This is a genomic window from Kluyvera sp. Awk 3 (assembly GCF_028069715.1).
Taxonomy (GTDB): Bacteria; Pseudomonadota; Gammaproteobacteria; order Enterobacterales; family Enterobacteriaceae; genus Kluyvera; species Kluyvera georgiana_A.
In genome coordinates, this window is record NZ_JANEWH010000038.1 from 1 (window position 1) to 15,220 (window position 15,220).

General features: G+C 55.5%; 14 protein-coding genes, 1 pseudogene and 1 other annotated feature. Of the genes and pseudogenes, 2 read left to right on the forward strand and 13 right to left on the reverse strand.

What is annotated here, in order from left to right; all coding sequences use genetic code 11:
* Positions 1–93: 93 nt before the first annotated feature.
* Complete coding sequence (locus NNN71_RS10170) at positions 94–843, forward strand: GntR family transcriptional regulator (RefSeq protein ID WP_163447653.1); 750 nt, start codon at positions 94–96, stop codon at positions 841–843.
* On the opposite strand, the gene NNN71_RS10175 is transcribed toward NNN71_RS10170, so the two are convergent.
* The 4 genes and pseudogenes from NNN71_RS10175 to ibpA form a co-directional block, all read right to left on the reverse strand.
* The gene (locus NNN71_RS10175; RefSeq protein WP_163447652.1) at positions 800–2,461 is read right to left on the reverse strand and encodes a putative transporter; all 1,662 of its coding nucleotides are present in this window, start codon (positions 2,459–2,461) and stop codon (positions 800–802) included. The genes NNN71_RS10170 and NNN71_RS10175 overlap by 44 nt on opposite strands.
* Positions 2,462–2,601: 140 nt before the next feature.
* Positions 2,602–2,688, reverse strand: a pseudogene (dinD, locus tag NNN71_RS10180) (DNA damage-inducible protein D); the annotation flags it as partial.
* 38 nt (positions 2,689–2,726) lie between these two features.
* A complete protein-coding gene (gene ibpB, locus NNN71_RS10185; RefSeq protein ID WP_064540697.1) occupies positions 2,727–3,155 on the reverse strand; it encodes a small heat shock chaperone IbpB in 429 nt (142 codons plus the stop codon).
* Positions 3,156–3,248: 93 nt separating this feature from the next.
* A complete protein-coding gene (ibpA, locus tag NNN71_RS10190) occupies positions 3,249–3,662 on the reverse strand; it encodes a small heat shock chaperone IbpA (protein WP_015343937.1) in 414 nt (137 codons plus the stop codon).
* Positions 3,656–3,731: a sequence feature (ROSE (Repression Of Heat Shock gene Expression) occurs in the 5'-region of heat shock genes and acts as an RNA thermometer to modulate expression.), on the reverse strand. It overlaps the preceding gene by 7 nt.
* A 243-nt stretch (positions 3,732–3,974) precedes the next feature.
* On the opposite strand from ibpA, the gene NNN71_RS10195 reads away from it, so the two are divergent.
* Positions 3,975–4,304 (forward strand): YceK/YidQ family lipoprotein, encoded by a 330-nt coding sequence (locus NNN71_RS10195; protein ID WP_271458429.1) that lies wholly within the window; start codon positions 3,975–3,977, stop codon positions 4,302–4,304.
* Between the two features lies 1 nt (position 4,305).
* Here NNN71_RS10195 and NNN71_RS10200 read toward each other — a convergent pair whose 3' ends face one another.
* The 9 genes from NNN71_RS10200 to dnaN form a co-directional block, all read right to left on the reverse strand.
* Positions 4,306–5,532 (reverse strand): DUF3748 domain-containing protein, encoded by a 1,227-nt coding sequence (locus tag NNN71_RS10200; protein ID WP_271458422.1) that lies wholly within the window; start codon positions 5,530–5,532, stop codon positions 4,306–4,308.
* Positions 5,533–5,595: 63 nt separating this feature from the next.
* The gene (locus NNN71_RS10205) at positions 5,596–6,720 is read right to left on the reverse strand and encodes a DUF4056 domain-containing protein (protein ID WP_442910508.1); all 1,125 of its coding nucleotides are present in this window, start codon (positions 6,718–6,720) and stop codon (positions 5,596–5,598) included.
* The gene (locus tag NNN71_RS10210; RefSeq protein ID WP_271458423.1) at positions 6,717–7,847 is read right to left on the reverse strand and encodes a BamA/TamA family outer membrane protein; all 1,131 of its coding nucleotides are present in this window, start codon (positions 7,845–7,847) and stop codon (positions 6,717–6,719) included. Before NNN71_RS10210 ends, NNN71_RS10205 begins: the two co-directional genes overlap by 4 nt.
* Complete coding sequence (locus tag NNN71_RS10215; protein WP_271458424.1) at positions 7,844–8,965, reverse strand: hypothetical protein; 1,122 nt, start codon at positions 8,963–8,965, stop codon at positions 7,844–7,846. Before NNN71_RS10215 ends, NNN71_RS10210 begins: the two co-directional genes overlap by 4 nt.
* A gap of 171 nt (positions 8,966–9,136) precedes the next feature.
* Entirely contained in the window at positions 9,137–9,949 is an 813-nt protein-coding gene (gene yidA, locus NNN71_RS10220; RefSeq protein WP_167574691.1) for a sugar-phosphatase, read from the reverse strand.
* A 120-nt stretch (positions 9,950–10,069) separates the two neighbouring features.
* The gene (locus NNN71_RS10225) at positions 10,070–10,471 is read right to left on the reverse strand and encodes a YidB family protein (protein WP_163447646.1); all 402 of its coding nucleotides are present in this window, start codon (positions 10,469–10,471) and stop codon (positions 10,070–10,072) included.
* Between the two features lie 131 nt (positions 10,472–10,602).
* Positions 10,603–13,017, reverse strand: a complete 2,415-nt coding sequence (gyrB, locus tag NNN71_RS10230; RefSeq protein ID WP_167574690.1) for a DNA topoisomerase (ATP-hydrolyzing) subunit B — start codon at positions 13,015–13,017, stop codon at positions 10,603–10,605.
* A 28-nt stretch (positions 13,018–13,045) separates the two neighbouring features.
* Positions 13,046–14,119: a DNA replication/repair protein RecF gene (recF, locus tag NNN71_RS10235; protein ID WP_163447644.1), complete on the reverse strand. Its 1,074-nt coding sequence runs from the start codon at positions 14,117–14,119 to the stop codon at positions 13,046–13,048.
* Complete coding sequence (dnaN, locus tag NNN71_RS10240; protein WP_064540673.1) at positions 14,119–15,219, reverse strand: DNA polymerase III subunit beta; 1,101 nt, start codon at positions 15,217–15,219, stop codon at positions 14,119–14,121. Before dnaN ends, recF begins: the two co-directional genes overlap by 1 nt.
* Between the last annotated feature and the right edge of the window lies 1 nt (position 15,220).

Below are 15,220 nucleotides of genomic sequence, written 5' to 3' on the forward strand. Positions count from 1 at the left end.
GGCTGTAGCAGCCTAATTATCTGTAATGAATTAGTTTTAAATAAGAAACAGTGGTTCATTAATTTCGTTCCAGAGACGATAAGAGGTCTGGTTGTGATCTATAAATCCATTGCCGACAGATTGCGTTTACGGCTTAACTCATCAGATTTCAATATTGGTAGCCCGTTGCCGGGTGAGAAAAAGCTGGCGGAAGAGTTCGGCGTCGCGCGGATGACCATTCGAAAAGCCATCGACTTGCTCATTGAGTGGGGACTGGTTGTCAGACGGCACGGCAGTGGAACCTATGTGGCGCATAAAGATATTCACCATGAAACCACTAATCTCACCGGCCTGGCGGAGATACTGCGCCAACAAGGGAAAGAGGTGGCCAGCAAGGTTTTGATTTTTGAGATGATGCCCGCACCGCCAGCGATTGCCAGCCAGCTAAGAATTCAGATTAACGAACGGATCTATTTCTCGCGCCGGGTGCGCTACGTGGATGGTAAACCGCTGATGCTGGAGGACAGCTATATGCCGGTGAAGCTGTTCCGTAACCTGTCACTGGTGCATCTGGAGGGCTCTAAGTTTGATTACATTGAGAAAGATTGCGGGCTCACCATCAGCGGCAACTATGAGAGTCTGGCGCCCGTGCTGGCCGATAAACAGCTGGCACAGTGCCTGAATGTCCCGGAACAGACGCCGCTGCTGCGTATTACCTCCCTTTCCTACAGCGACAGCGGCGAGTTTCTTAACTATTCCGTGATGTTCCGCAACGCCAGTGAATATCAGGTGGATTACCACCTACGTCGCGTGCAGGCCGTTAACCCATCCCCCAGAACAATACCGCCAGCAGCTGGGGCGTGATAATGCGCAGGAACATCACCAGCGGATACACCGTGGCATAGGAGAGCGCGGCCGCGCCGCTGGTCGCGTGCAGGTTGTTGGCAAAGGCCAGCGCCGGAGGGTCGGTCATTGAACCAGCCAGCATGCCGCACAGGGTCAGGTAGTTCATTTTGGCGAAAATTCGCGCCAGAATGCCAACCGTCAGCAGCGGGATACCGGTGATGAAAATCCCGTAGCCAATCCAGCTTAGCCCCTCTCCGTGAATCAGCGTTGCAACAAAATCGCCGCCGGACTTCAGCCCCACCACCGAGAGGAACAGCACAATCCCCAGTTCGCGCAACGCCAGGTTAGCGCTCGGTGGCATAAACCAGTAGAGCTTGCCGATGCTGCCGATACGACCGAGGATCAGCGCCATAATCAGCGGCCCGCCCGCGAGCCCCAACTTCAATGCCACCGGGAAACCGGGAATAAACAGCGGCACGGAGCCAAGCAGTACGCCGAGTCCGATACCGATAAACACCGGCAGCATCTGCACCTGCTGCAATTTCTGCTGTGCGTTACCCAGCTCTGACGCGACGGCATCGATCGCCGCAGGGCGGCCAACCAGATTGAGGATATCGCCAAACTGCAGGCTGGCATTGCTGCTGGCAACCAGCTCCACCCCCGCACGATTCAGGCGCGAGATGACTACGTCATAGCGCTGTTTATAGTGCAGATCGCGGATTTTTTTGCCTAAAACCTTCTCGTTGGTCACAACGACCCTTTCCACTTTCAGGTCGGTCCCACGCGTCGACAGCGAGGTTTCCACCTCTTTACCGATCACCAGCTGCGCGTTATGCAGATCCGCCGCTTCCCCCACCAGGTGCAGCAGGTCTCCGGTTTCAATCAGCGTCGTCGGCGACGGCACCATCAGCGTTTCACCCCGTTTCAGCCGCGAACAGATAATGTTATCGCTATTGATGACCGGGATATCCTGAATCGCCATACGATTCAGGTTCGTATTTTCGACGCGAATATTGATGGTTTTGAGGTGCGAATGGCCGGAACCGGCCTGTTCGTCAAACTGTTGAGCCTCTTTTTCTACGTTAATACGAAAGAACAGGCGCACCAGCCACATGGTCAGCAAAATGCCGCAGATACCAAACGGGTAGGCCATGGCATAGCTCATCCCCATTTGATCGACCACGCTGAACGGCTCGCCGAGATCGCGCAGTATTTGCTGCCCAGCCCCTAACGCGGGGGTGTTGGTGACCGCGCCGGAGAAAATGCCCAGCACCACGGGAAGCGGAATAGCGAAGATTTTATGCAGCACCGTGGTGACCAGACCACCGAGGATGACAATCAGAATAGCGAAGAGATTCAGCCGCAGGCCGGAGACGCGCAGCGAGGCAAAAAAACCAGGCCCAACCTGAATACCGATGGTGTAAACGAACAGAATCAGGCCGAATTCCTGAATGAAATGCAGCATCGGGCTGCTCAAGGTAATCCCCGCCTGATCAACAAAGTGGCCGACGATAATCCCACCAAACAGCACGCCGCCAATACCAAAACCAATGCCGCGAATTTTGATATTACCAATCCACAGTCCGACCACCGCCACCAGAGCCAGTACGCTGACCGTCAATGCTATATCACTCATAGTATGTTCCCTGTGAATAACATTAATAACACTATGGATTATGTCTGAGTTGTGGGGGGTTGTATGTAGTGCGGCGCACATTACTCAGCCAAATGGGGCTCGCTATTTGGGCACCACCTTTCCCTTAGCAGCGATTTTTAAGCGAAATCAAGCGCGGTTCCAACCCCTGCCTGCTGGGCAGTTTCCACAAGGTGTTTACTGTGTTCTTTAAGCTCATTGCGCAAAAAAAAGCCCCGATTTCTCGGGGCTAATTGGGCAATTAGCGTTAGCTATTCAACGCTGGGCGCTCGCTAATGGCGATGCGCTGCGGAGCGATAGCTTCCGGCTCGTTGCGGGTTAAATCGATATGCAGCAAGCCGTTAGTAAAGGTAGCGCCGGAGACTTCCATATTTTCCGCAAGGGTAAAGCTCAGGCTAAAGGCTTGCATCACCAGCCCCTGGTGCAGCCATTTGGTCTCTTTTTCCTGTGGCTGCGGCGTGCCCTTAACGGTCAGGCGAGTACCTTCCAGCTGTACGTCCAGATCTTCCTGACGGAATCCCGCTAATGCCAGCGTAATGCGGTAGTGGTTATCGTCGCTTTTTTCGATGTTGTACGGCGGGAAGCTCTGACCTTCGCTGCTGCTTTGCAGCGCATTCGCCAGTTTGTCGAAGCCGATCCATTGACGCAGCAGAGGGGATAAATCGTAGTTACGCATTGTGTTTCTCCTTCTAAGAAGCGAGTAAATACCTTCCGGCTCCCAATCGGCAAGCCAGTTGATGCACAGGGCCGCGCGGGCGGCCCGCAGGAATTAGTTAATTTCGATACGGCGCGGTTTGTTCGCTTCCGGAATCACGCGTTCCAGTTCGATATACAGCAGGCCGTTCACCAGGTTAGCGCCACGCACGTGGATGTTTTCCGCTAACTGGAATTTGCGTTCAAAGTTGCGCTCGGCAATACCTTGATAGAGATAAGTCCGTTCTTTTTGTTCTGCGGCATGCGCGCCTTTCACCACCAGCATGTTGTCCTGGGCGGTAATTTCCAGCTCGCTTTCGGCAAAACCGGCCACGGCAATCGCGATGCGATAGTGATTTTCGTCTACCAGTTCAACGTTGTACGGAGGGTAACCGCCGTTGCTTTGCGTTTGATTGTTTTCTAACAGGTTGAACAGGCGATCAAAACCGATGGCAGAACGGTATAACGGGGATAAGTCGAAGTTACGCATAATCAAATAGCTCCTGAAAATCAGCGAGAAATAGTGGACCTTCCATCGTGGACAGGTCGTGAAGCCCGAACACCCCGCAGGCGTGTTCTTCCCGGCTACACCTATAAAATGAGGGGGAAAGAACCTTTTTCAAGCCCCAGTGTCTGACTTTTTTTGCACTTTCCCGGAGAAGGCTTACACTGGGTGAGAGCACGAAAGGCCAAATTGCGACAGCCGCCACAGAGCGGTAAGCCTGGGCTTTCTATTTTGGCAACGGGTGGCTATAACCCGATGGAGGAGCTTTTTTATGCTCATAACAACGAAGAGCTCATGATGAAAAATCTGCTGATTAAAACGGCGTTGGTAGGGGGAATCTTCCTGTCAGGAGGATGTTCCAGCGTCATGTCGCATACCGGCGGCAAAGAAGGCACTTATCCCGGCACGCGCGCCAGCGCGGAAATGCTGAGCGACAGTGATAACGGCTGGGCCACCAAATCACTGGTCGCCCTTGATATGCCGTTTACGGCGGTGATGGATACCGTGCTGTTGCCGTGGGACTTCTTCCGCAAGGACAGTTCGGTCCGTTCGCGGGTCGAAAAGAGCGAGCAGGAGACGCTGGCCACCAATTCGGTGATCCCACCAGCCCCAATGCCCGCACAGTAACTTAGTAGCCGGTTCCGGTTACCCACAGCTGGCGAAAGCCAGCCGTTTCTTCCATCCAGGCAATCGATCGTCCGTCGGGCGAGAACACCACCGCATCCGCCGATGGTGGATTGGCGTGGTGGTCAGTTAAAAAGGTGATTTCACCGCTTTTCGCATCGCACCAGGCAATACGCCCTTCCAGCACCATGCCCAGTCCGTTTCCGGAGGGATGCCAGTTAAACGCCGACTGAATGTCGGAGGTATTGTGCGTCAGCTGGCGCGGTTCGCCACCGTCTGGCGAGATTAACCACAACTGCACGACACCGTTGTCATCACGCATTAAGAAGGCAATCTGCGTGCCCTGCGGATGGCTGCGCACCCAGTGGCGCGGAACGTTTACCAGCCCGGGAAAAGCACGCTGATGCGTGAAGGTTAGCCGTCGCTGGCGAACGCCTGCCGGCGGCGCAGGAAGCGTAGTGTTGGTCCCCTGCAGCGGCGCATCGCCCGCCTGTTTCCAGCCCTGCTCGTCAGACGGCAACTCAACGATGAACAGCTCCGGCACTTTCTCTCCGGCAAGCGAAACAGTATCGCCAATGAACGCCAGCGCCTGCGAGCCGACCCACCCCTCTTCATAGGCGCGGTTGATGTCATCGCTGCCGGGCTGCGGTTTGGCGGTCGTCCGACTGACCAGCACGCACCAGTGGCTACCGCCGTATTCCCGCGGATGCTGCCCACGGGGCGCAACCGGGCCATAAGGTACGGCAACGCCGACATTACGCAGGTCCTGCGCCGGGTCGTATTCGTGCATCACGTGATCGTTGTAGGTGAAGCTGACAAACTGCCCGCAGGGGCTGTAGACGTGAACGTGGCTACCGCCGCGCAGCGCGCCGGGCGTGTAGGGTGCGGTAATATCCATCGCATCGAGATTGCGAGTTTCACCCTGCGCCGTGACTACGCCGCGACGGTGGTGGAAATCATACTGCCAGTTCGCGTCCGGGTTCTCCGGGCCATGAATAAAGACGTACTGCTCGGCGCTAGGGTGCACCGTCACCACGCCCACATGCGCACCTTCACGGGCGCGATAAATCACCTCTACGTCACCGCTGTTGACGTTCACGCGCTCGATCGTTTCGCCGGTAAATGAGGCTCCGGACGGGCGAACATCGTAGACCAGCCACTGGCTGTCCGGCGTCCAGGTACGGGTATTGGTAAGCTGATGATTGCGCGGCGCAAAGGTGATTTGTTTCATGGCGGAGTCCCGTTCGAAAGATACCTCGTGGTTTTACCACGCGAACGGGTTATTCCATAATATTTAGCGGCGCTGTCGGCTATCCGCCTGCTGCGCGCTGGCCGCCAGTGCCGGAAAATCCGCCTGGGTGTAATAACGGTCTGGCGGCGGCAAGCGGGCCATATCGGTTGTCGGCCAGAGCTGCAGTTCGCCCAGCGCGTTGAGCGCCATTCCCTGCCAGCGATGCGGCAACATCAAGCGCTGCGGCGTCACCCGTTCACCGGGTACCGGCGTTGGCAGTCGATTATCACCCATCTGGTAATTGCGCTTTAGCACCAGATACTTCTCTGGTACCCGCTTCTGGCTGTTCCACCAATGGCCGTCAAGCATATCAAAATGAAAGCGGGTGCTTTCCGGAGGCTGCGCGCCAAACTGCTTCAGCGCCTGGTTCAACGCCTGGCTCATTGCCACATTATAAACATCCAGGGAGACAGTCTGCCCGCCCAGGATCAGAGAGACCGCCAGGCGCGCGCCCAGCAGGTTAGAGTAGAGATCTTCCGGCGAAAAAGCGGAAACGCCCTCGGAAAATCCTGGAACGGACTCAAACCCGTACCATTGGGCAATTTCGTGCCACTCCGCCACCTGAAACGCCAGATGCGCCGCCAGCCAGGCCGCTAACGTATAGCGTTCAGCAGGATCTGACGGCGGAGTGAAAGCATTAAAAACCACCCGACGTTGGGCCAGTTCGCTATCTAAATCAAGGGTAAATGGCTGGCCCAGTTTCGGCAGCAGCTGGCTGAAGAGATACACCGTCATATCCGCCGTATCGCGCACGTGCGCGGTATCGATAAAGCCCCCGCGGGTCGTGTAAAGGATACCGTTGTTCTCACGACTTAAACCGGTGAGATTTTCCAATCCTGCCAGCATATTATCATTGTACTGATGCTGCCCAAGACGCTCCGCCTCTACCACGTTATCCAACTGATATAGGGGTACCGATATCCCCCACAGCGCGGCATGCAGGTTATAGCCAAAGGCGCAGCAAGGGCGAAGCCCTTTCGGTAACGGCTGCGGTGGCATCGCGGGCCACGCGCGAGTCGCCCGGACGGTCGCCTGCGTCGCTAAATCGAGCGGTACCGGCAGCATCGCATAGCTGCGTGAGACGACGCACAGCGCCAGAAGCAAAAAGATGTGAATAAACGCCTTCAAAATGCCTCTCCAACCTGAAAATAGAACCCGCTGCTGCCTTTGCCGATGCCGTAATCCAGCCGTACGTTAACCCGCGGTTTGAATTCAAATCGATAGCCGACGCCCGCCGAGGGTAGCCAGCGTCCGTTATCCAGCGCGTGAAACGACGGCCCCATAGTGCCCGCGCCAAGCCATCCAACAACGCCGTGCCGCCAGTCAAGCTTGCACCGATATTCCAGTTGGCCGCTGACCGCATTTTTGTCCCGATAGCGCCCCTCGTAATAACCGCGCATTCGCTGGTTGCTGCCGAGCAGCGGCATCATACTCCACGGCACGTCGCCCTGGGTAAACGCGCCATCCATCTCCCACGCCAGCACGTTTTTATCGTCCAGCGAGTGGTAGCGGCTGTAGTGCAGCTGATATTCATCAAAGCGGGTATCACTGCCGGTGTCAGGCGTGAAGCGGGTATAGCGCACATCGGCATACTGCCCCTGACGCGGGTTGGGGACAAAATCCCGGTCATCCCAGCTCAATTCGATACTGCCGCCGGAACTCAGCACCGATGCTCCCTGCGCCGTGTGCTCTATTTTCGGCGGATCGCTATCGCCCATCTGAGCTGCGTGCTGGGCATTCAGCGACCAGCCGACGCCAAGGTAAACGTTCGGCGCCAGCCGGCGGTATAGTGTGGGACGTAAATCCAGAATCTGCGCGGTGTACTGTTCTTTCTGACTGTCTTTATCGCCCGCGGTAAACCCCTGCCCCCAGTAGTAAGTGGGGGTATCCGTCAACGCGCCATCAAGAAAGAAACGCCAGCGATCGTCGGCGAAAAAGGCATAATTTTGCATCGTCAGACCAAATGCGCCGGTTGAGCTAAAATAGCCGCTGAGCGTTAACGTTGAGTTCTGGCTGACCGTGTCGTTGGGGTCAGGGCGATACATGCCGACGACCGCGGTGCCAATCCCCAGCCCTAATTCAGGGGTGTAGAACGGCCCCGGCATTACCCCCCAGTCGATACCTTTGCTGGCATCGAAGTTATCGCTGGCTCCTAGCTTTTGCAGCCAGCCGTCAACCTCGCTGCGGCTTGGCAGCGCGGCCTGCGTCAGGGAGGCAAACAGGCAGAGGCAAAAGAGGAAGCCGACGCGGATCAAAAGCGATATTCTCCGGCGATAAAGAAGCTGTTACGTTCCGCGAAGCCAATCTCGGTGGTGACGTTAAAGTTGCGCGTCACTTCGTACTGTGCGCCCACCAGCATGTTCCACGGGGACTGCAGATGTTGTTTCACATCGAAGCGGCCTTTATCGTCCTGGTTGGCAAAATTCACCATATTCTGGAGCATCGCCGAAGGCATGGTGAGATCGTTCAGACTCCCCTTAAACTCTTCCTGCACATCCTGATACATGCTTCCAACCCACACATTCAGCTTCCCTGAAGGCAGGTGCAGCATTTCCACCTCGGGGGTGGTAAAGCGGTAGCCAACACGAGGTGAGAAGGTGAAGGCATCGATACTGCCGTCCAGGATATCAAACCGCGTCTGGGTATAATTGCCATCCAGTACAGCAAACCAGTTGCCTACGCCACCAGCCAGCGTGGTTCCCACGCCGTAGGTGGTGCCTTTAAAATCGAGTTTAAAATCAAGATCCTGCATATGAGGAAGCGGCACCACCTTCCCATTTGGCGATTTAAGGCCGACGGCGATTTGTGAAATAGAGTGACCTTCGGTATGACCAAGCAGGCCATAAACGTTCATGAAAGGGAATAACCAGGTATCATATTTCAGCGTTTCCGTTTTACTGGATTCACGCGTTTTGCCCACTCCAATATCAAAGGCGTTATCCAGTGAGACAGGCCCATGACCAAAAGCCTTATTAAATGCATCACTCACCGCTTTATTACAGAGCTTCCCCTTTTTCGCGTTCGAACAGATCGCATTCTGAATAGCGGCCTGGTTTCTGCCATCTAAAGAAAGCCCGGTAAAATCGATACTATCTACATTAATATTCTGACGAATATTCATATAGTTAATATTAATACCGAAAGGCTCCGGCAGATCGTAACCGCGTTTGCGGGCCTCATCGCCTAAAAAAGGTAAAACCGACGGGGTTTCCGGCTGTTCTACCGCGGCGTTATCCAACGTTGTCGTGCCCTGGTTATCATCCTGATACCCATAAAGCGGCGTTAAGGCTGAGGATGGGTCCGTTGCGGCCCAGGTATGAAATACCATAAAGAATGGCATCATCAGCACCAGGCAGATGCATTTGTTATTCATAGAAAAAGCGTAATTGCAGGCAGAATGTGCCAGGGGATAAAAGAGGGAGCGAGAGTATAGAATTTAGGTATTAATTGGGGGGATTTATGTGCGATTTCACACCTGATAATACAAATACGCGTTTTAAAACAATCTTAATGTTTTGCCCGGCCGCCGCCGGGCATCCGGTTATCAGGAAAGAACGTACTTCTCAATCGCCCAGGCTACGCCGTCTTCCAGGTTCGATTTCGTCACAAAGTTCGCCGCTTCTTTGACTGCCGGAATCGCGTTATCCATCGCCACGCCAACGCCAGCGTACTCGATCATCGCAATGTCGTTTTCCTGGTCGCCAATGGCCATGATCTCTTCCTGCTTGATACCCAGCACCTCGGCCAGCGATTTCACGCCGGTACCCTTATTGACGCGCTTATCAAGAATTTCGAGGAAGTACGGCGAGCTCTTCAGCACGGTGTATTTTTCTTTCACTTCCGGCGGAATACGGGCAATGGCTTTGTCGAGGATGGCCGGCTCGTCGATCATCATCACCTTCAGGAACTCGATAGACGGATCCATTTTCTCGGCTTCGCAGAACACCAGCGGGATAGTGGCAACAAAGGATTCATGCACCGTGTAGTAGCTGATATCGCGGTTGGCGGTATACAGCGTGTTGCGATCCAGCGCGTGGAAGTGGGAACCCACCTTGCGGGACAGCTCTTCCAGGAAGCGGTAGTCATCGTACTTAAGCGCGGTCTGCGCCACGGTGCTTCCGTCACCCGCCTTCTGGACCAGCGCGCCGTTGTAGGTGATGCAGTAATCTCCCGGCTCGTTCATGCCCAGCTCTTTCAGGTAGCTGTGCACGCCAGCGTAGGGACGCCCGGTGGTCAGAACCACGTTAACCCCTTTTGCGCGTGCCGCCGCGAGAGCGTTTTTCACTGCAGGAGAGATAGTGTGGTCCGGCAACAGCAATGTTCCGTCCATGTCGATTGCGATCAGTTTAATAGCCATGAGATCCCCAGGTTAAATGAGCCTGCCCTCATGCTAACTCGATTTAGCGCAAAAAACAGCAGCAAAGGCGGCTTTAAACGGGGATACAACGCGTTGCGCGTTCTCCCCTTTTGTATGGCCTTAGCCAAATAACTTACCGCCCTTGAGCAGGTCCATTCCGGCGGATAACAGGTCGTTGTGCGCCTGCGGATCGACTTCACCCTTCGGCGACAGCGCATCGACGATTTTCGGCAGGTATTCCGCCAGCATCGTCGAGGCGGAGCTGGCATCGGTACCGAGCTTTTCACCGAGATCGGCAACAGCAGGCGTACCAAGCGCCGAGACCACCTGATCGCTGCTAATGGATTGATTATTTTGCTGATTACTTATCCAGGATGAGACAATGTCACCCAGCCCGCCGCTTTGCAGTTTCTCCAGAAGCGCCTGTATTCCCCCCTGCTCGTTGACCCAGCTCAGGATAGCCTGATATTTACCCGCATCGCCGCTGAGTAGCGAACCGACCACATCATCGAAAAGCCCCATTTTCCACCTCGAATTACGCTAAAGAGAAGACGTAGTGAAGTATAGTTCGCGTACGCAAGGCATAAAAAAACGCCTGAAAAAATTCAGGCGTTTTTCGCGTTAATTCCCCGACGTCGAGGCTACGATACGGATTAGATATCGATGTTTGCCGCTTTCAGGGCATTCTCTTCGATAAACGCACGACGCGGCTCAACGGCATCACCCATCAGGGTGGTGAACAGCTGGTCAGCGGCAATCGCGTCTTTCACGGTAACGCGCAGCATGCGGCGGCTGTCCGGATCCATGGTGGTTTCCCACAGCTGTTCCGGGTTCATCTCGCCCAGACCTTTATAACGCTGAATCGCAAGACCACGGCGGGACTCTTTCACCAGCCAGTCCAGCGCCTGCTCGAAGCTAGCAACCGGCTGGCGGCGTTCGCCACGTTCAATGAACGCATCTTCTTCCACCAGACCACGCAGCTTCTCGCCCAGCGTGAAGATACGACGGTATTCAGCACCATTAACGAATTCGCTATCCAGCACGTAGTCGGTATCCACGCCGTGGGTACGCACGCGGATAATCGGCTCGAACTGCTGCTGTTCAGCATTGTGCTGAATATCAAACTTCCACAGGCTGCCGTGCTGCTCTTTTTCGTTCAGCTCGGTCACCAGCGCATTCACCCAACGGGTGACTTTCTGTTCGTCGGAGAGATCGGCCTCCACCAGCGTTGGCTGATAGATAAGCTCTTTCAGCAGCGCTTTCGGGAAGCGACGTTCCATACGATTGATCATTTTCTGGGTGGCATTGAATTCGGCAACCAGTTTTTCCAGCGGCTCGCCCGCTAACGCCGGAGCGCTGGCGTTGGTGTGCAGGGTTGCGCCATCAAGCGCAATGGAAATCTGGTACTGATCCATCGCTTCGTCGTCTTTGATGTACTGTTCCTGCTTGCCTTTCTTCACTTTGTACAGCGGTGGCTGCGCAATGTAGACATGGCCGCGTTCAACGATTTCCGGCATCTGACGGTAGAAGAAGGTCAACAGCAACGTACGAATGTGCGAGCCGTCGACGTCCGCATCGGTCATGATGATGATGCTGTGGTAACGCAGTTTGTCCGGGTTGTACTCGTCGCGACCGATGCCGCAGCCCAGCGCGGTAATCAGCGTCGCCACTTCCTGAGAAGAGAGCATCTTGTCGAAGCGCGCTTTCTCAACGTTGAGGATTTTACCCTTCAGCGGCAGAATCGCCTGGTTCTTACGGTTACGCCCCTGCTTCGCAGAGCCGCCCGCGGAGTCCCCTTCCACGAGGTACAGTTCAGACAGCGCCGGGTCGCGTTCCTGGCAGTCGGCCAGTTTGCCCGGCAGGCCAGCGAGGTCCAGCGCGCCTTTACGACGGGTCATTTCACGGGCTTTACGCGCCGCTTCACGGGCACGCGCCGCATCGATAATCTTGCCGACCACGATTTTCGCGTCGGACGGGTTTTCCAGCAGGTATTCGGCCAGCAGTTCGTTCATCTGCTGTTCAACCGCCGATTTCACCTCGGAGGAGACCAGCTTGTCTTTGGTCTGGGAGGAGAACTTCGGATCCGGCACCTTCACGGAAACCACCGCAATCAGGCCTTCACGGGCATCGTCACCGGTGGCGCTGACTTTGGCTTTTTTGCTGTAGCCTTCTTTGTCCATGTAGGCGTTCAGCGTACGGGTCATCGCCGCACGGAAGCCTGCAAGGTGGGTACCGCCATCACGCTGCGGAATGTTGTTGGTGAAGCAGTAGATGTTTTCCTGGAAACCATCGTTCCACTGCAGCGCCACTTCAACGCCGATACCGTCTTTTTCGGTAGAGAAATAGAAGATATTCGGGTGGATCGGCGTTTTGTTCTTGTTGAGGTACTCAACGAACGCCTTGATGCCGCCTTCGTAGTGGAAATGGTCTTCTTTGCCGTCACGCTTGTCGCGCAGACGGATGGACACGCCGGAGTTCAGGAACGACAGCTCGCGCAGACGTTTCGCCAGAATGTCATATTCGAATTCAGTGACGTTGGTGAAGGTTTCATAGCTCGGCCAGAAACGCACCATGGTACCGGTTTTTTCGGTATCTCCCGTGACCGCCAGCGGTGCCTGCGGCACGCCGTGCTCATAGATCTGACGGTGAATTTTGTTATCACGCTGGATAACCAGCTCCAGCTTCTGGGACAGGGCGTTAACAACCGAGACGCCCACGCCGTGCAGACCGCCGGACACTTTATAGGAGTTATCATCGAATTTACCGCCGGCGTGCAGCACGGTCATGATAACTTCCGCCGCGGAGACGCCCTCTTCCGGGTGAATCCCGGTAGGGATGCCGCGGCCATCATCCTGTACGGAGACGGAGTTGTCGCTGTGGATGGTGACGATGATATCTTTGCAGTAACCAGCGAGCGCTTCGTCGATAGCGTTATCCACAACCTCGAATACCATGTGGTGCAGACCGGTGCCGTCATCCGTGTCGCCGATATACATACCCGGGCGCTTACGCACCGCATCCAGCCCTTTCAGGACTTTGATACTGGAGGAGTCATAAGAATTCGACATCAACGTTTCTCGCTCATTTAATCTTGGGTTAATCCGTTATTTTACCCTTTTCCACGGTAAACATCTTCGAATTTTCATCCGACATGTCCAGAACGTGTTCAGCGCTAATGGCGCTGACGAAAACCTGAGACTGCGTGGCTTTTAAACGGCTGGCCAGCAGGCCACGCCGCGCGTCGTCAAGTTCCGAGGCAAAATCATCTATCAGGTACAGGCAGCGTCTGCCGCTCTCGCGGGTCAGAAACTCGCCCTGCGCCAGGCGTAGCGCGCACATCAGCAGCTTAAGCTGCCCGCGCGATAAGGTGTCTTCCACCGGCGCGCCGTCGGCGCGAATGCGGAAGTCCGCCTTGTGCGGGCCGTGTGCCGTGTAGGTCAGCATACGGTCGCGTTCGAAGTTTCTCTCCAGCACTTCGGCATAATCGGTTTCTTTCTCCCAGCCGCGCTGGAAGGAGAAAGTTAAAGAGAACTCCGGAAGAAATTGTTGGCAGGTATCGGCCATATCTTCGGCGATACCGGCGCTGTATTCCGCCCGCCAGCGGCTGATTTGCTCGGCCAGCGGGATAAGTTCGAGATCCCATGGACGCAACTGCGCGTAGCGGCTCACCTGGCGCAGCGCGGCATTGCGCTGCTTGAGCAACCGCTTCAGGTTGCTCCAGGCGTTGAAGAATCCGGCTTCGTTGTGGAAGCATCCCCAATCGAGGAACGCTCTTCTGTATTTGGGGCCGCCGTTGAGTAAAGTAAACCCCTCGGGCGTAATCAGTTGCATTGGCATCAACAGCGCCAGCTCGGCAACCTTGTGTCCGTCGGTGCCGTCGATGCGCACTTTGCTGTCACCCAGTTTGTCTTTGGTCAGGCCGATTGACGTTTCGCGCTCTGCGCCCTGTAAACGACCATGCAGCACGAAAGATTCCTGCTCGTGGCGAATCACGCGGCCAATCTGCAAACTGCGAAACGCCCGGCCATGGCCGAGCGTATAGATGGCTTCCAGCACGCTGGTTTTGCCGCTGCCATTGGCGCCAACCAGGAAATTAAAGCCGGGGGATAAAGCAAGATCCGCGTTTTCAATATTGCGAAAATCGCGGATCAACAGACGGGTGAGCGACATTACAGTCTCATTGGCATAACAACGTAAGCAGCACTCTGAGACGCCGCATCTTCAATCTGTACGCTGGACACGGAGTCAGTCAGCATGATGCGCACATTTTCGCACTTCAGCGCATTGAGCACGTCCAGTACGTAGCTGACGTTAAAACCGATTTCAAGCTCGGTTCCTGGATAGGTGACATCCAGGATCTCTTCCGCTTCTTCCTGTTCCGGGTTATTAGCGGTGATTTTCAGCTGGTTTTCGCTGACGTACAGGCGTACGCCGCGGAATTTCTCGTTCGAGAGAATCGCCGCGCGGGCAAAGGCCTGTTTGAGAATATCGCAGCCCGCTTCCAGATGTTTATCCGGGTTCTTCGGCAATACGCGGCGATAATCCGGGAAACGACCGTCAACCAGCTTGGAAGTAAAGATAAAGTCGCCAACGTGCGCACGGATGTTGTTGCTGCCGATCTGCACGCGCAGCGGCGTATCGCCACCGTCGAGCATACGCATCAGTTCAATGACGCCTTTACGCGGCACGATCACCGAATGGCTCGGCAGGGACTGGCCCACCGGCATAGAGCAGACCGCCAGGCGGTGGCCGTCGGTCGCCACGGTACGCAGCTCTTCGCCTTCGGTTTCGAACAGCATACCGTTTAAGTAATAACGCACATCCTGATGGGCCATCGAGAACTGGGTGGCTTCAATCAGGCGTTTCATTGTGGCCTGCGGCAGCGTGAATTCCACGTCGCTCTGCCAGTCGTCAAGGTTCGGGAAGTCGGCGGCAGGCAGCGTAGAAAGCGAGAAGCGGCTACGGCCAGAGCGCACCAGCATACGGTCGCCCTCCAGCTGGACGGCGATTTCCGCGCCTTCCGGCAAGCCGCGGCAAATATCGAAGAATTTACGCGCCGGGACGGTAGTCGCGCCCGGTTCATGTGCCTGCAGCAGCGCCACGCGCGCTACCATTTCCATTTCCAAATCGGTACCGGTCAGCGACAGCGTGCCGTCCGCGACCTGCAGCAACAGGTTACCCAGAATCGGCAATGTCGGACGCCCGCCTAACGGGCCACTCACCTGTTGTAACGGTTTTAATAAATGTTCACGTTCTACGGTAAATTTCATA